Raw genomic sequence first — 16,440 nt, forward strand, 5'->3', positions numbered from 1 at the left:
GCGCCTGGCACCCCGGCTTGCGCGCCCATCCACAAAAAATCGTTGTGCGGCATGTTGGATGCGGCCAGTGCGGGTTCAACCCGCGCTTTCCATTGCGTGCTCCATCCGCCCATGCCCCAGCCGGTCAGCGGACGCTCGCGCACCATCTCCAGCGTTTCGGTGTACATGCGAAACCGAATGCCCCAACTGCTGGTTGAATCTACTTGCTGCCCAGCTTGCGCATGGGCAATTTCATTGGCACCCAGCGTCACCCGTTCACGCACATCCGGCACCAACCAGCCCACGCCCAGTGCCACGGCCAGCAGCAAGGCCAAAGCCCCTGCATGTACACGTCCATGCGAAGAACGCGACCACACCGCATGCACCGTGCCCACCACGGCTCCCAGCAGCAGCACCAGCCAGGCGGTGCGCGAATGCAAGGCACCCAACAACACGGCCAACGCACCCAAGCCCATCACGATGGCCATCCAGCGCTGCCGCCCACGCAAATGCGGCAGCAACATCAGCACGCTGCAAAAAGCCAGCGCCATCAGCACGGCGTTGGACAGGGATTTGTTGCCGCCATACACCACGATGCTGCGCCATACCGTGTGATCGGGCAGGCCGATCAGCGCGTGCAGCGCACTCAACACCAGCACGGCCACCACCCCGGCCCAAAAGCCGCGCAGCACCCACACCGCTTCTTCGCGCGACAAGGCCAGTACCAAAAACATGGTCAGCACAATGCGCAGGGCATGAAAGGCGTTCGACGCGGTTTCAGGGTAATGTGCGCCCAGTATCAGGATCAACGCGCCCCACCCCAGATAGCCCCACGCTGCCCGCCAGTTGGGTTGTGCGCGCAAGCGCTCCAGCCGCGCCCGCAGAGCGCCTTCTTTCAGTATGGCCAGCAACAGGCCGACCAGCGCGAGATAACTCCAACTGATCGGAAAGAAAACCGCAAAGCCCCAGAACAGAGCCAGCCAGCGAACCCAGGGCCATCGTGACATGGCTGGCGATTGTAGGTGTCTTGCCGCGTCTGCCGCCGACTTGCGCAGCCATGTTGTTACATGACAAAACAATCGAATCTGGGGTTAACTGCTTGCAATAAGCGTGCAACGGCAGCGATTTTGATGCGGCGCGGGGGTTTCAGCCTGAGCCTGATGTGGTGGGCGATGTGGCTTGGTTACACAATAAAAACCTCAGGCAGGATGTCCAAACCACGTGCCAACCACTACGCCAGAGGCAGCTTCAGGGTAAATCGGGCACCACCGCTGTCAATATTGCTGCACCCCACACTGCCGTGGTGCCGTTCGGCGATGGAGCGCACCAGCGCCAGCCCCAGGCCCACACCGCCTTCACGCTCGCTGGCACCGGGCAAGCGGTAAAAGGGTTCAAAAATGCGGTTTTGCTGTTCAGGCGGCACACCGGGGCCGCGGTCATCCACGTGCAGGACCGCCTGGCGGTTTTGCACCGTCAGTTCAGCGCGCACCTCATGACCGCGCCCGGTTCGGCTGCCGTGGCGCACGGCATTTTCAAGCAGGTTGCGCACGGCGCGGCGCAGCAGTTTGGCTACGCCCGGCACCATCACTTGGGCGGTACCTTGCGTCACTTCCATCTGGGCGTCCACGCGCGCGCATTCCTCGGCCAGCAGGCCCATCAGGTCCACGGCTTCCACGGTGCCCAGGTCGGCTTCTTGCGCGTCCAGTCGGCTGGCCAGCAAGATTTCTTCCACCAGTTGATCCAGCTCGGTGATGTTGCGGGCAATTTCGGCCTGGGCGGTGCTGACCGAGTGAAGGGGAGCAGCCTCTGCCGCAGGAGGGTGTGGGGGTACCATCAATTCCAGCGCCATGCGAATGCGCGCCAGCGGCGAGCGCAGCTCGTGCGAGGCATTGGCCAGCAGCGATTTTTGCGATTGCAGCAGTGCCGCCTGGCTGTCCATGAGCTGCTCGATGCGCTGCGCTGCGGCATTGAAGCGGCGTGACAAATCGGCCACCTCATCGTTGCCGCCCTCGGGCATGCGCGCTGACAAGTCACCGTCGCCCCAGCGCTGCACGCCACGTTGCAGCGCTTCCAGCCGGGTGGTCAGCCGCCGGGCCACCGGGTACACGCCCACCATGACCACCAGCCCGGCCAAGACCAGCACCCACAAAAAACCATAGGGCGGACGCAGTAGCCAGCCCAGAGGCGGCGCGCCGCGCTGCCTGTCGCCGCGATGGTGCGGGCCGCCGCTGCCCGGTGGCCGATCGGCCTTGGGGCCAGTTTCTGATTGCGCACTGGGGCCACCAGGGCCACGTGGGCGCGGCAGCATTTCCAGCGTCAGCATTTGCCCGTCGGCCAGGGTGACGTCAAACTCCAGCACCCGCTCTGGCCCAGGGCCACGACCGCGGCGTTGGGCTTCGGCGATGCCAATCACCGCGCCCGTGGCGTCGCGCACCAGCACGTCGCGCGCAGGCTCTTCGCGCGGCGCGGAGGGCGTGCGTTCGCGCTCGCGTTGATCCTCGGCCAATTTCCAACCCAGGCCGACCAGCACGCTCAACACCGCCACGCTGCCCGCCACGGCCAGCCAGATGCGCCAATGCAGGCGGTGTGCGACAGCGTTGGGAGCGCTGGTCATGGTGGTGGGTGCGCCCTTGCTTAATCTTGCTGCTTGGCGAACACGTAGCCCACGCCGCGCACCGTGAGGATGCGTTTGGGGTTTTTCACATCGGCCTCGATGGCGGCGCGAATGCGGCCCATGTGCACGTCGATCGAGCGGTCAAACGCCTCCAGCTCGCGTCCGCGCACGGCTTCCATGATCTGGTCGCGCGTCAGCACGCGGCCCGCGCGCTCGGCCAAAGCCACCAGCAGGTCGAACTGGTAACTGGTCAGATCAGCCACCTGTCCATTTACCGTGACGCTGCGGGCGTCGCGGTCGATTTCCAGCGCACCAAAGCACAGCGCTTTGCTTTCGGCACTGCCGCCGCCTTGCTGGCGGCGCAATACGGCGCGAATGCGCGCCAGCAACTCGCGCGGCTCGAAGGGTTTGGGCAGGTAGTCGTCGGCGCCCAGCTCCAGGCCGATGATGCGGTCCATCGCATCGCCCTTGGCCGTCAGCATCAGCACCGGCACGCGGGCCGTGTCGCCGGGCAAGGCGCGGATGCGGCGACAGATCTCCAGCCCGTCCATGTCGGGCAGCATCAAGTCCAGCACGATCAAATCGAACGGCTTGTCCTGCACCGCAGTCAGACCACTTTGGCCATCGGCAGCGTGCGTCACGTCGTAGCCCGACTGCACCAAGTATTCCTTGACCATCGCCGCTAAGCGAGCGTCGTCTTCAATCATCAACAGGCGTTGTGTGTTCATGCGTTTTTTCAAGCCAGATGGGGATGGCCTCAACGCTGCATCATCGTGCGGCAGCGCCAGCCTGTGTTGAATGTGGGGTAAAGATAAGTAAACGGATGGGCCTCCCGAGCAAGCTGTAATTTTAATAGCTTGATGTGCTTGTGCATCAAGCGATACAGCTATATTTTGTTTTTGAAATCAGGCGCTTGGCGGGCGTTTTGCCGTTGCGTCCGTGCCGCCAGCGCCACCAGCACCAGCACTGGCAGGCCCAGCAGCGCGGTGCTGGTGAAGAACTGGGCGTAGCCATAGGCATCGACGTAATCGCCCGAAAACCCGGCGATGAATTTGGGCAACAACAGCATCAGCGACGAAAACAGCGCGTACTGCGTGGCCGAATAGCTGATATTGGTCAGGCTGGACAAATACCCCACGAACGCGGCCGAGGCAATGCCTGAGGCCAGGTTGTCCGCCGACACCACGGCAATCAGCGCAGGCACGCTGTGCCCGTGCCCAGCCAGCCAGGCGAACAGCAGGTTGGTGAAGGCGCTGAGCACTGCGCCGAGCATCAAAATGCGCAACACACCAAAGCGCAACGACAGGCTGCCGCCGATGAAAGCGCCGAGCAAGGTCATCACCACGCCGTATACCTTGGTCACCGCCGCCACCTCGTCCTTGGTGTAGCCCATGTCCACATAAAACGGGTTGGCCATGATGCCCATCACCACGTCGCTGATGCGGTACACGGCAATCAGTGCCAGGATCAGCGCCGCGTACCATTGGTAACGCTTGAAAAAATCGGCAAATGGCTCGATCAGCGCACTTTGTATCCACTCTTGCGCGCTGCGCGCGGGCTTCAAGGGCTGTGGCTGTGGTTCAGGCGAGAGCAGCACCGTTACCACGCCCACCAAGATTGAGGCGGCCATGACCAGATACGCCACCTGCCAGGCGGCGTTGTCGTAGCCCGCCACGCCGCCTTGCGCCCGGGCGGCCAGCCACAGCACGCCCGCACCGGCCCAGATCATGGCCAGGCGGTAGCCCGTCTGGTAGGTGGCCGCCAGCGCGGGCTGCTCTTCAGTGGGAGCTGACTCGATGCGGTAAGCGTCCAGCGCAATGTCTTGCGTGGCCGATGCAAACGCTACCGCCAGCGCGCACCAGACCAGCGGCGTCAGCCCGGCGCGCGGATCGGCCAGCGCCATGCCCACCAAACCCGCTGCCACACCGCATTGCGCCAGCAACAACCAACTGCGCCGTCGGCCCAGCCAGCGCGTCAGCCCCGGCAGCGGCAAGCGGTCCACCAGCGGTGCCCACACCCATTTGAAACCGTAGGCCAGGCCCACCCAACTCAGGTAGCCGATGGTGCTGCGGTCAATGCCCGCCTCGCGCAGCCGAAACGACAGCGTGCCCAGCACCAGCAGCAGGGGTAAACCGGCAGCAAAACCCAGCGTCAGCATGCGCAGACTTTCGGGGGCCAAGTACACGCGCAGCGTGTCGCGCCAGTTCATGTGCGGCGCGGGGCTGGCAGCAGCGGATGTGTCAGGCAAGCCGGTCATCTTGAAAACGGCCTAAACGGCCTCTTGGGCGCGGTAGTATGCGGTTGGTCGGGAACGGGCAGAAGGTGCAAGTCATCATCGGGGCCTATTTCATGAGGCCTATTATTTCCGGAGTAGGTTAAGCCCAACGCAATGGGCTTTGCGAGCCGCCTCAAGGTGCCGCTGACGCGCCTGCAACCACACCTGACGCCAACGCCTCTGGTGCCGTCGCTGAGGCTGCACCAGAGTCGGCCGCCTGCTTGGCGCGCGCTGCTTCCACCTGTTGCACATTACCCGCCATCCACGCTTGGTGTTCGTGCGCAAACGCCGCCGCAAAGCGCGCCAGATGCGCCATGGCTAGATCATCCAGGCCCAGATAAGTGGCACTTTCAATCACCCGTGTGACCACGTTCGGTTCGGGCGAAAAATGCAGTGCCAGCAAGGCGTGCGGCAGCATCCAGGCGGCGTTGTCGCGCGTGACTGGGCGGCTGGTGATTTGCGCAAACCGCACCGAATCGGCAAACAGCCAAGAGCGCTCGGCATGCTGCATTGGCGCATCGCGGTACGCCGCACTGCGGTTTTCAGGGGCCAAGTACACCTGACTGATGCGGTGGTAATCCCAGCCCGCATAAGCGGCGGCTGCCAGCATCGCCGTCGCCACCGCGCCGCGCCACACGGGCAGCGCCCTGCGTGGTCGCTGCGCTTTCAACCATGCGCCGTCTGATGCGGCGGCCTGGCCCGCCGCCTGAGGCGTCGCGCCCCGTGTGACCCACAGCAGCCACACGCCAATGGCGGTGGCGATCTGAAACGGTCCATACCACAGCGGATATTCCACCAGACTGTGAATACCTATGGCCAGCAGCACGCCCCAGGCCAGTTGACGCGTGGGCTGCTGCTCGGCCCAGGGCTTGCCGCGCCAGATCAGCCAGGCGGCCGCCGCGCATGCGGCCAAGGCCACCGGCACGCCCAACTCCACCGCCAGGTGCAGCGGCAGGTTGTGCGCATTGTCCAGAATGTGGCAAAAGCGCGGGCCGTCGTACAGCGTCATGAAGTGGGCGTAATCCAGCTCGCCCCAGCCCCAGCCCGTCCACGGCTTTTGCGCCATCAGATGCAGCACGTTGCGCCATAAGATCAAGCGGCTGCCGCAGGTGGATTCGGCGTGCTGCAAGCGATCCAGCATGTTGCGCCCGGCTACCCCTTCGGTCGATTGCGCCACCCAGGGCAAGGCCAGCGCCGCCAGCGCGTACACAAGCACCACCGCGCCCACGCCCATGCCGGTGACCATGAACGTGCGCCGTGCCCGCTGTGGCTGGCGTGCCCCCCAGGCCCACCACAGCGCCAGCGCCCCGCATGCCAGCAATTCCACCAGCCCTGCGCGCGAGGCCGTTGCCGCCAGCGCCAGCACCAGCAGGACGCCCATTTCAATGGCGCGGTTGAAAGCAAGACGTCCGGCCTGCACCAGCCAGCGCAACGCCAACAGACCAATCACCAGCAGCGAGGCCAACTGGTTCGGCTGGCGCAAATTGCCAAACGCCTGGCCGGGGTCGGCAATGTTGATGAAGGGATGAAACGGCGCTTCCAGATTGAAGTATTGAAGCAATGCAATCGCGCTGCTCAACACCGCCGCTGCCAGCCAGCCCCAGGCTGCCCATCGCGTGGCGCGATCCACATCGCCCGCAGGCCACAGCGCCAACAGCAACGCAGCAGCCGTGACAGAAACCAGATAAGGCTCAGTGGCCGCCACCGGCCCGGACGTGTGGGGCCAGAGCCAGGACAGCACCAGCAAGCAAAGCAGCAGCGCGCGTTGAACAACCATCAGCATGGCCGCGATTGTGCCCAAGCTGCGGCGATCTCCTCGGAAAGCGCATCAACGATGTGCCAATACCACGATGTGATATTCCGTGTGATATGGATGAGGCTTATGCCATGGCCAATCTGACGCTGAGTCTTGACAGCGACATCCTGCAAAAAGCGCGCGAAGCAGCGTTGCTTGAATGCACCTCTGTCAACGCCTTGGTGCGAAATTTCCTCACCCGCTACGCTGACAGCCGGATGCGCCGACTGGAAGCGCTTGACGCGCTGGATGCTCTGGCTGCACGCAGCCCTGCCAGTGCCGAAGGCACTTGGTCACGCGAATCGTTACACCAGCGTTAAGCAACTACCACCCGGCCAATGCGCGTTTTCGTAGATACGAATCTCTGGGTGTACTGGCTCGACCAACGCGACCACGACAAATCACGCTGTGTCGCCCACTGGCTGCGCGAGCTGGCCAACGCGCACGACATCGTGATCAGCACTCAGGTGCTGATTGAATTTCGCGCCGTGCTCATGCACAAGTTCAAGCCCGCGTTCTCTGCACAAGACGTGCGCCTGGCGCTCAGCAGCTTGGCTGCGTTCGAGGTCGTACCCACCCACGTCAACATGGTGCTGGACGCGCACGAACTCGCCCAAGCCGAGCAACTGTCGTGGTTTGATGCGCTGATCGCCGAGGCGGCACTGCGCAGCCGCTGCGCCGTTCTGTACAGCGAAGACTTTTCACACGGTCAGCGCCTGGGTGGTCAATTGCTGCTGCAAAACCCCCTTCTGCCGCAGACCTGATCCAATGGCCGCACCAGTCAGGACGCTGTGTCCAGTTGCCCATGTCTAGCGCGCCGCTAACGAGTGCAAAAGTTCTTCTTAGAACCCATCGACCGGAGCGTAGCCCACGATCTTCATGTCTGCATCCAGCAGCGCCACCCATTCCTTGACCTTACTGCTGGTTAAAGGCAGATAAAACAGCTTGGCCGGGTCGGCTTTAGCCGCATTGGCTGCTTCACGTAAGGCTTGCGCGTCTTGCGGGCGTCGCGCCATTAGCTCGCTCAACGGCTTGGCGCGGGCTTTCATATCTTGAATCTTGTCTTGCCATGGCACCCACCAGTCAGGCTGCATGGCAGGAGTCAAGCCGCCCAATTGCTGTTCTAGGCTTTTGAGCATTTCGTCAGAATTGTCCGGCGCGCGTGTCCCTACTTGTCGCACCCCAAAAAAGGGCAAGCTGCGCATGTTCTGCGGCGCTTTGGGCAGTGCTGCCACGTCTACTTCATTGGCCGTGACCACGACGAAGCGATCCACCTCAAAAGCCAGCACCACCGGACGTGCTATCCATACGCTGTACAGTCCATACGCCAGAGCAAGTGTTTGTATCAACCCCACTAAACCAAAGTCCAGCCACCGTTCGTGCCGGGACTTTCGAGGGTTGGCAAGAATCAATGTCAGCAAGGGGCCGCACACCACATCCACAACAAGCACCAACAAAAAAACTGATTCCACCCCCAACAAGGCACGATATGGTGTCGGATACAACAAACCAAACACAAAGGCAAAAAACAGCAGCGCTACCACAGCAGATATACCCAGGTGACGCAGTGCATAACTGCCAGCAAAGCGTACCCGGAAGAGGACTGATCGCATTACTTTTAGTCGCTTAGAGATATTTGATCTTAGTATTAAACAATGCCACTATTATTGCTGTAATGAATTTATAACTAAAATTAAAATGCAATAATGTGCATCATATCAATAATTTTGCAACATTACACTTAATATTATTAATAAAAAGAGCGCCGAAGCGCTCTTTTTATTTTTTATGACAAACTCAATATCAACGGCATTGAGCAGGTGCGTATTTGGCCAGCATTGTGCCTGCAGCGGCCGTAATACCTTGTGCTGTAGCTACCGAGTTACCAACTGACGTGCAAGCAAAGTCAACCGATCCTGTAGCACCAGCGGCCAAGGCCGACGCATACGCTTGACCCGCTGTAGTATCACGAGTCCAAGGAGTCAGCAACAGCGTATTAGCAGCAGCGCCCACGCCAACATTAGTTGCATTGTAATTCACCGTGATCACGCCACTGGTGGTATCTACCTGAACACTGTTTACAAACTTCGATGTGGCACCAGTAGAACCAGCGCGGGCATTCCATTCAGTAGCCTGAGCAGTGAGATCTGCGGCAGAAGCAACCTCAGTGCCGAGCATCGTTTTTGCGGGCTCAGCAAGCATCAAGCCTTCTGTAACACGTGCGCGGATGGTGTAATCCTGATAAGCGGGCAGAGCGATAGCAGCCAGAATACCGATGATGGCCACAACAATCATCAATTCGATCAGGGTAAAACCTTTTTGCAGGGATTTCATTTTCAATTTCCTTCCATGAGGGGTTGAGAGAACTTGGAGACACTTGGAGTGCGTCGCCGCACGCCTTCATTGTTTGCATCCGGCGTGCCAGGTGGGCCAGACGTGCCAAGCAGGGGCTGATTTGTGCGATAGATCACACCAAGAGGGTTGTGCCGGGGCTGTAGTGACAATTTGTGTCGACCAAATGTGTCACATCGTGTGACCGGTTTTGTCAGGTGCGCGCTTTTTAGCACTGGTTTTGGTTTGTGGCATGCATTTGGGTGTGTCCAGCGTGCGTTGAGCAGCGCGTTATGGCATCAGGTTGCCTCAAATTGCCTCAAATGATGGCCTCGGGCTTTATTCCTCCGGGTTCATTCTCCGGATTCTGTGGCCGATTCGGGGGCTGAGGTGTCGGGCTGGTCGGCTGGGGTGTCGCTGCTGGATGCGGCGGGGTCGACCAGCTCGCCCGCCCCGGCCGCGCCACCGTTGATGTCAAAGCGCCGGTGCTGGCCGTAGGGGAAGATGTCGATTACCTCGCCGCCCCGAATGCTGGTTTGGGCCTGTTGCCAGAACTCAGGGGTCAGCAAATCAGCGTGGTGGCGCATGAAGGCGGCGCGCACGCGGGGGTTGCCCAATAAAAAGGGCGTGAAGGTTTCGGGAAACACGTCGTTCTTGGCCACGGCGTACCAAACCTCACCGCTCAGCTCGTCTTCTTCGTTGCGCGGTGCGGGTACACGGCGGAAGTTGCAGTCGGTGAGGTATTCGATCTCGTCGTAGTCGTAAAACACCACCTTGCCGTGGCGGGTGACGCCAAAGTTTTTCCACAGCATGTCGCCGGGGAAGATGTTGGCGGCCACCAAATCCTTGATGGCGTTGCCGTATTCGATGACGGCGTGTTCCATTTGCGCGCTGGCGGCGGCGTTGGTCTCGCCCGCGTCGAAGGCTTCTTGCAGGTACAGGTTGAGCGGGATCATGCGACGCTCGATGTAAGCGTGCTGAATGATGACTTCCACCTGCCCGTCGCCATCGCGGTCAGATATTTCAAGCTGGCTGGGGGCGTGCTGCTCGATCTCGGCAATCAGCGCATCGTCAAAGCGCGCGCGCGGAAAGGCCAGCAGCGAAAACTCCATGGTGTCGGCCATGCGGCCGACGCGGTCGTGGCGCTTGACGAGTTGGTATTTGCCGCGCACTTGCTCGGGCGTGGTGTCTTTGGGCGGCGGAAAGTGGTCTTTGATGACCTTGAACACGTAAGGAAAGCTGGGCAGGTCAAACACCAGCATCACCATGCCCTTGATGCCGGGGGCGATGCGAAAACGGTCGGTGCTGTGGCGCAGGTGCCAGAGCAGGTCACGGTAAAACAGGTTTTTGCCCTGCTTGGCCAGCCCCAGGGTGTTGTAAATCTCGGCGCGGGGTTTGCGCGGCATCAGGCTGCGCAAAAACTGCACGTAGGCGCTGGGGATTTCCATATCGACCATGAAGTAGGCGCGCGAGAAGGAGAACAGGATCAGCAGGTCCTCTTCGCCAAACAGCGCCGCGTCGACGTACACCATGCCCGGCGTGCGGTGCAGGATGGGCAGGGCAAACGGCACTTCTTTGAAGCCGTTGATCAGCTTGCCCACCAAATAAGCGCCTTTGTTGCGATAAAACAGGCTGGCCAGCACCTGAACCTGAAAATTGGGGCGCGCGCGGCCTGCGCCCAGCGCGCGCCGCATGGCCTGGGCGACGTGGGCCGCGTCGCGTCCTAAATCTTCAAACCGGCAGCGCAGGCCAAACGACAGCAATACGTCGCGCACGATTTGTTCCAGATCAGCCTGACCCAGATCAACCGGCCCTGCATCGCACGCGCTTGCATCAGCTTGTGCAGGGTTTGCACGCTGCGGGTAAAAGGCGCGAAACGTGGGCGCCGCCGCCGGGTCGCTGGAGGCTAGGTATTCGGTACTGATGGCCGGGCGCACAAAGATGAAGTCGTTGTGGAAGTAGCTGCGGTGCAGGATTTTGGTGGTAACCGAGTTGAAAAACGTCTCGGCCAGCTCAGGCTGCTGGTGTTGCACCAGCAGGCCGATGACGTGCAGCTTGACCTGTTGCCACACGGCCATGGGTTGTGCGCCCGCTTTGAATTCGCGCTCCAGCCTGCGCTGGCATTCGCGCACGCGCAGGTCGTAAAACTCGATGCGCTCGCGCTGGGCGCGCTGCTGCGCGTGCCAGTCGCAGGTTTCAAAGCGGTGTTTGGCGCGGGCTGATTCGGTGCGAAACAGTGTGTAGTGGCGGTTAAAGCCATCCACCAGCGCTTGCGCCATATCGCGCGCCAGGGGGGAGTCGAGTGGTGGGGCGGGCATGTGGATTATTCGATGTGCAGGGCGCTGCTTTTATATCGCAGGCCCTCACTTCTGCCCTCTCCCGTCAGCGGGAGAGGATTGGGGTGAGGGTGGGTGGCAGCGTATCGCGCGCCGGGCGTGGTTTCATTTCGTTTCAGTTGCCTATCCGATGGCCACAGAGCAGGCCAGGCCAGCGATCGCCGCGGCCGGGGTTTACCCGGCCACTGGCGATGCCTTCTTGAGGAGGGAAGCCAAGCGGAACGAAGTCCGCGCAGCTTGAACACGCTCTCAGGCTTCGCTGTCCATCAGCTCAGTAAACAGGCCGTTATCGTCCGCCCTGCTGGTGTTGTCGCGCGGGTAGCGTTTGATGGCGTCGCGGTATACGTCTATCACCTCGTCCAGCCGGGCCATGGTGACGCGCAAATCTTTCACCTTGCCGTCTTTCAGGCCATAGCACCAGCCATGCACGGCCAGCGGCTGGCCGCGCGCCCAGGCGTCCTTGACGATGTTGGTCTGGGCGATGTTGCCCACTTGCTCGATCACGTTCATTTCACACAGCACGTCTTCCTGCGCGTGCGTGCACAGGTGCATCAGGCGGCCGCGGTGGCGCATCTTCACGTCGTGCACGTGGCGCAGCCAGTTGTCGGCCAAGCCCACGCGCTTGTCGTGCAACGCCGCCAGCACGCCGCCGCAGCCATAGTGGCCCACCACCATGATGTGCTCCACTTTCAGCACGTCGACGGCAAACTGGATGACCGACAGCGCATTCAAATCCGAATGCACCACCACGTTGGCCACGTTGCGGTGCACGAACACCTCGCCCGGAGCCAGCCCCACGACCTGATTGGCGGGCACGCGGCTGTCAGAGCAGCCAATCCACAGGTATTTGGGCGTTTGCTGCCCTGCCAGGTCTTTGAAAAAGCCGGGGTGCTCGCGCTCCACGCGCTCGGCCCAGGCGTGGTTGCGGTCAATCAGGTGTTGCAGCGGATTGGACATACTATAAAAAAGTGGATTACGTGCAGGTGCAAAAAACGCAATAAGCTCTTGTTTTGAGCGCATTTGCGAGAATCGATGCGCCCGTTTATCACATGGTCTCTGCAAACAGCTCGCGCCCGATGAGCATGCGGCGAATCTCGCTGGTGCCGGCGCCAATTTCGTACAGCTTGGCGTCGCGCCACAGGCGGCCCAGCGGGTATTCGTTGATGTAGCCGTTGCCGCCAAAAAGCTGGATGCCGTCGCCCGCCATTTTGGTGGCCATTTCGGCTGTCCACAGGATGACGCTGGCGCAGTCTTTGCGCACCTGGCGCACGTGTTCGGTGCCCAGCGCGTCGAGGTTCTTGCCGATGGTGTAGAGAAAGGCGCGCCCGGCTTGCAACACGGTGTACATGTCGGCCACCTTGCCCTGAATCAACTGGAATTCGCCAATGCTTTGGCCGAACTGCTTGCGGTCGTGGATGTAGGGCACCACGTTGTCCATCACCGCTTGCATGATGCCGATGGGGCCGCCAGAAAGCACGGCGCGCTCGTAATCCAGCCCGCTCATCAGCACCTTGGCACCCATGTTCAGTCCGCCCATGACGTGGCTTTCGGGCACCTCGACGTTGTTGAACACCATCTCGCCGGTGTGGCTGCCGCGCATGCCCAGTTTGTCCAGCTTTTGCGCGGTGCTGAAGCCTTTCATGCCTTTTTCGACGATGAAGGCGGTGACGCCGCGCGCGCCCATCTCAGGCTCGGTCTTGGCGTAGACCACCATGGTGTCGGCGTCCGGCCCGTTGGTGATCCACATCTTGGTGCCGTTGAGCAGGTAGTAGCCGCCCTTGTCTTCGGCCTTGAGCTTCATGCTGATGACGTCGCTGCCCGCGCCCGGCTCGCTCATGGCCAGCGCGCCCACGTGCTCGCCGCTGATCAGCTTGGGCAGGTATTTCTGCTTTTGCGCCTCGCTGCCGTTGCGCTTGATCTGGTTGACGCACAGGTTGGAGTGCGCACCGTAGGACAGGCCCACCGAAGCGCTGGCGCGGCTGATTTCTTCCATGGCGATCATGTGTGCCAGATAGCCCATATCAGCGCCGCCATAGGCTTCGGGCACGGTGATGCCCAGCACGCCCAGTGCACCCATCTTGGGCCACAAATCCATCGGGAACTGGTCGTCGCGGTCGATCTCGCCCGCGCGCGGGGCGATCTCTGCGGCGCAAAAGTCGCGCACCGTATCGCGCAGCGCATCAATGTCTTCGCCCAGTTGAAAGTTCAGGCCGGGAAGGTGGCTCATGGTGTTCTCCTCAAAATTTTGACAATCAAAAAAAACCTACTGGTCGCGGAGCAGGCCAATCCAGTGAACGCCGTGGCCGGGGCTTCCCCGGCCACCAGCGGTGTCCCCCTCCCACAGGAGAGGGGGGAAGGCGCGAAGCGACACAGAGGGTGCATCTCGCGAACCCATCTCAATAGTTTTTCGGCACCGGCACCAGCGTTTGCTGCATCAGCGCGCACGGCCCCTCTTTGCCGTCATCGGCCACGTGCGTCACCTCTGCGGTGGTGACGATCAGCCGCTTGCCCGGCTTGACCACGCGGCCAATGGCGCGCAGGGCACCACCCTGGTAGCTGCCCAGAAAGTTGATCTTGTATTCGGCCGTGACCACTTCCATGCCTTCGTCCACCACCGTCAGCCCGGCGTAGCCGCCTGCGATGTCGGCCAGCGCGCCCATGGCCCCGCCGTGAAAGCCGTCTTGCTGCTGCGTCACCTTGTCGGAATAAGGCAGCCAAATCTCGACCAGCCCTGGCTCGGCCCGGCGCAATTCGGCCCCCAGGTGGCGCATCAAGCCCTGTCTGGCCAGGCTGGTGGCTACGCGCTGGAATTCAGCAGATGCGACAGAAGGCTGGGGCGTGGTCGGTGCGGTCATGACAGCGGGTGATTTTGGTTGACGTTAACGTTAACGTCAACCTGGATTTTTCTTGCGTGCAGGGGATCGGCGTTTGGGCGACTGGCTTTGCAGTTTGTCCAGCAGCGCACGTGCTTCTTGCTCGTGCTCGGTGATTTCGTTCAGCGTCGCTTGCAGCTCGGCCAGCTGCGCCTCCAGCTGGCTGCGGTGGCCTGCCAACACCTGCATAAACCGCTGTAGTTGTGCGCCGGTGTCGCGTGGGCTGTCGTACATGTCGATCAGCGCCTTGGCGTCTTGCAGCGACAAGCCCAGCCGCTTGGCGCGCAGTGTGAGCTTCAGGCGCGTGCGGTCGCGCCCGCTGTACACGCGCTGGCGCCCGCCGGGGCCAGAGCGCGCGGGCTGCAACAAGCCCATATCTTCGTAAAAGCGCATGGCGCGCGGTGTCAGGTCAAATTCGCGCGCCAGATCGCTGATGGAATAGGTGGTGACCATGAATAGGTGTGGGTGTTGTCGCTGCGATTGCTGCTGCTGTCGCGTGCGTGGCAAAGCCGCGCGGCCAGTCGTTCATAGAATGAAATTTCGATGTCCGTCGATGTCCGCGCATGGCCTCGTGGTCGCATCGCCAGCCATCGTACTGCACCCCCTGCCTTTACTCTGAAAATTTTGCCCCATGTCGTTAGCCGCTGAACTCGAACGCGCTCTGCATTACCCGCAGGGCGATGCGCTGCCGCCGCCGGGCGGCGCGCTGGCGCTGGCTGCGGGCATCAAGTGGGTGCGTATTCAACTACCGTTTGCGCTGGACCACATCAACCTGTGGCTACTGCGCGATCGGCTGGACGGTCGCGAGGGCTGGACGGTGGTCGACTGCTGCATTGACCGCCCCGAGTCGCGCGCCGATTGGGAGCAGGTATTTGCCAGCGAGATGGATGGCCTGCCCGTCCTGCGCGTGCTGGTGACCCACATGCACCCCGACCACGTGGGCCTGGCGCACTGGCTGTGCGAGCGCTGGAGCAGTCCTGAGCATGAGTGCCGTTTGTGGATCAGTGGCACCGACTACCTGGCGGCGCGCTACGCCAGCGAAGTGGTCAACAGCTTTGGCGGCGAGCGGCAGGCTGCGCATTTTCGCCGCCATGGTTTGACCAACCCCGACGAGCTGGAGCAGCTGCGCCAGCGCAAAAGCTACTACCGCAACCTGGTGCCCGCGCTGCCGCCCAGCTATGCCCGGCTGATCGACGGCGGTCAAATCATCATCGGCGGCCACGCCTGGCGCTGCATCGCCGGTTATGGCCACGCGCCCGAGCATATGGCGTTGTACTGCGAACCACTGAACGTGCTCATCAGCGGCGACATGGTGCTGCCACGTATTTCCACCAACGTCAGCGTGTACGAGATGGAGCCTGAGGCCGACGCACTGCGGTTGTTTCTGGATTCGATCGACCGTTTCAAACCACTGCCTGCTGACACGCTGGTGTTGCCCTCGCACGGTAAACCCTTTAACGGCCTGCACACACGCATCCAGCAGTTGCACGAGCACCACCGCGACCGGCTGGCTGAGGTGATGGCCGCCGCACGTGAGCGGCCCGTCAGCGCCTACGACGTGCTGCCCGTGCTGTTCAAGCGCCCGCTGGACTTGCACCAAACCACCTTTGCTTTGGGCGAAGCTGTGGCCCACCTGCACCGGCTGTGGTTCTCAGGCCGGCTGCGGCGCACGCGCGATGCGCAGGGGGTGTGGCGGTTTGGGGCGGTGCATTGAGGGGGTGGATTTGCAATGCGAAATGTGGCTCTGGCGCTTGTGTGGCTAGCGTGAGTAGCTACCAATTTTGGTCGGTGAGACTAGTTGCTTACTTTGGTCGAATCATCATCTTTTGGCCATTGCATGTTACGAACCGCGTCGCGAATGGCTTTCAAGGCACTCAACCTATAGTCGGTGGCAATCTGAACTTGCGTGATGCTGATTTGATGTTGGAGACGCTCTTGCGGGCGATCCGGTAATGTGATTCCGGCTTCGGACAATTGTTTTCGCCATTTCGCTACATTATCATCCCATTTTTTAAAATACGGACCTACAGGAGCAAGCACACTTGGGTCATTAACGGCAAGACTTGGCATGTCGGAAATACGAGCTTTGGCATCAGCGCGCTTCTGGTCTAGTGCTGCACCTAGGGAAGGTCTGCAAAAGTCAGCCCCATGACGGCCTGATCTGAGACAGTGGAGCGATGCAACAGACAAGCCTTGCCACCACTGGATTCGAGCTTGCAGCCAAACGCACGCGCAAG

Annotated in this window: 16 protein-coding genes; 3 read left to right on the forward strand and 13 right to left on the reverse strand. The window is 61.4% G+C overall.

The features are described from left to right. From ACK5NW_RS10975 to ACK5NW_RS10995, 5 genes are all read right to left on the reverse strand, one after another. Positions 1 to 986, reverse strand: a 986-nt coding sequence (locus ACK5NW_RS10975) for an O-antigen ligase family protein (protein ID WP_416927957.1), incomplete at its 3' end; no start/stop codon positions are given. Between the two features lie 224 nt (positions 987 to 1,210). Beyond that, complete coding sequence (locus ACK5NW_RS10980) at positions 1,211 to 2,593, reverse strand: sensor histidine kinase (RefSeq protein ID WP_416927959.1); 1,383 nt, start codon at positions 2,591 to 2,593, stop codon at positions 1,211 to 1,213. 20 nt (positions 2,594 to 2,613) lie between these two features. Beyond that, positions 2,614 to 3,321 carry a response regulator gene (locus ACK5NW_RS10985; RefSeq protein ID WP_416927961.1) on the reverse strand — a complete coding sequence of 236 codons (708 nt, stop codon included), beginning with the start codon at positions 3,319 to 3,321 and terminating at the stop codon, positions 2,614 to 2,616. Positions 3,322 to 3,479: 158 nt separating this feature from the next. Continuing rightward, complete coding sequence (locus tag ACK5NW_RS10990) at positions 3,480 to 4,802, reverse strand: AmpG family muropeptide MFS transporter (protein WP_416927986.1); 1,323 nt, start codon at positions 4,800 to 4,802, stop codon at positions 3,480 to 3,482. Positions 4,803 to 5,001: 199 nt separating this feature from the next. Then, on the reverse strand, positions 5,002 to 6,651 hold the full coding sequence (locus tag ACK5NW_RS10995; protein ID WP_416927963.1) for a Wzy polymerase domain-containing protein: 1,650 nt from the start codon (positions 6,649 to 6,651) through the stop codon (positions 5,002 to 5,004). Positions 6,652 to 6,755: 104 nt separating this feature from the next. Here ACK5NW_RS10995 and ACK5NW_RS11000 point away from each other — a divergent pair, with 104 nt between their 5' ends. Next, on the forward strand, positions 6,756 to 6,983 hold the full coding sequence (locus ACK5NW_RS11000) for a hypothetical protein (RefSeq protein ID WP_416927965.1): 228 nt from the start codon (positions 6,756 to 6,758) through the stop codon (positions 6,981 to 6,983). A gap of 18 nt (positions 6,984 to 7,001) precedes the next feature. Then, a complete protein-coding gene (locus tag ACK5NW_RS11005) occupies positions 7,002 to 7,427 on the forward strand; it encodes a PIN domain-containing protein (RefSeq protein WP_416927967.1) in 426 nt (141 codons plus the stop codon). Positions 7,428 to 7,505: 78 nt separating this feature from the next. Here ACK5NW_RS11005 and ACK5NW_RS11010 read toward each other — a convergent pair whose 3' ends face one another. The 7 genes from ACK5NW_RS11010 to ACK5NW_RS11040 all read right to left on the reverse strand — a co-directional run bounded on the left by ACK5NW_RS11010 (position 7,506) and on the right by ACK5NW_RS11040 (position 14,656). Then, positions 7,506 to 8,207 carry a hypothetical protein gene (locus tag ACK5NW_RS11010; protein WP_416927968.1) on the reverse strand — a complete coding sequence of 234 codons (702 nt, stop codon included), beginning with the start codon at positions 8,205 to 8,207 and terminating at the stop codon, positions 7,506 to 7,508. Positions 8,208 to 8,466: 259 nt separating this feature from the next. Next, a complete protein-coding gene (locus tag ACK5NW_RS11015) occupies positions 8,467 to 8,997 on the reverse strand; it encodes a pilin (protein ID WP_416927970.1) in 531 nt (176 codons plus the stop codon). 350 nt (positions 8,998 to 9,347) lie between these two features. After that, complete coding sequence (gene aceK, locus ACK5NW_RS11020; protein ID WP_416927972.1) at positions 9,348 to 11,312, reverse strand: bifunctional isocitrate dehydrogenase kinase/phosphatase; 1,965 nt, start codon at positions 11,310 to 11,312, stop codon at positions 9,348 to 9,350. A gap of 267 nt (positions 11,313 to 11,579) precedes the next feature. Next, positions 11,580 to 12,287, reverse strand: coding sequence for a carbonate dehydratase (gene can, locus ACK5NW_RS11025; RefSeq protein WP_416927974.1), 708 nt, complete (start codon positions 12,285 to 12,287; stop codon positions 11,580 to 11,582). An 88-nt stretch (positions 12,288 to 12,375) separates the two neighbouring features. Continuing rightward, positions 12,376 to 13,557: an isovaleryl-CoA dehydrogenase gene (locus ACK5NW_RS11030; RefSeq protein ID WP_416927976.1), complete on the reverse strand. Its 1,182-nt coding sequence runs from the start codon at positions 13,555 to 13,557 to the stop codon at positions 12,376 to 12,378. Positions 13,558 to 13,726: 169 nt separating this feature from the next. After that, positions 13,727 to 14,185: a PaaI family thioesterase gene (locus ACK5NW_RS11035; RefSeq protein ID WP_416927978.1), complete on the reverse strand. Its 459-nt coding sequence runs from the start codon at positions 14,183 to 14,185 to the stop codon at positions 13,727 to 13,729. Between the two features lie 36 nt (positions 14,186 to 14,221). Next, positions 14,222 to 14,656, reverse strand: a complete 435-nt coding sequence (locus ACK5NW_RS11040; protein WP_416927980.1) for a MerR family transcriptional regulator — start codon at positions 14,654 to 14,656, stop codon at positions 14,222 to 14,224. Between the two features lie 178 nt (positions 14,657 to 14,834). On the opposite strand from ACK5NW_RS11040, the gene ACK5NW_RS11045 reads away from it, so the two are divergent. Next, entirely contained in the window at positions 14,835 to 15,917 is a 1,083-nt protein-coding gene (locus tag ACK5NW_RS11045) for an MBL fold metallo-hydrolase (protein WP_416927982.1), read from the forward strand. Positions 15,918 to 15,997: 80 nt separating this feature from the next. On the opposite strand, the gene ACK5NW_RS11050 is transcribed toward ACK5NW_RS11045, so the two are convergent. Next, on the reverse strand, positions 15,998 to 16,440 hold a 443-nt coding region (locus ACK5NW_RS11050), incomplete at its 5' end, for a hypothetical protein (protein WP_416927984.1).

Origin of the sequence: Ottowia sp. (assembly GCF_047975795.1) — a bacterium.
GTDB lineage: Bacteria > Pseudomonadota > Gammaproteobacteria > Burkholderiales > Burkholderiaceae_C > Ottowia.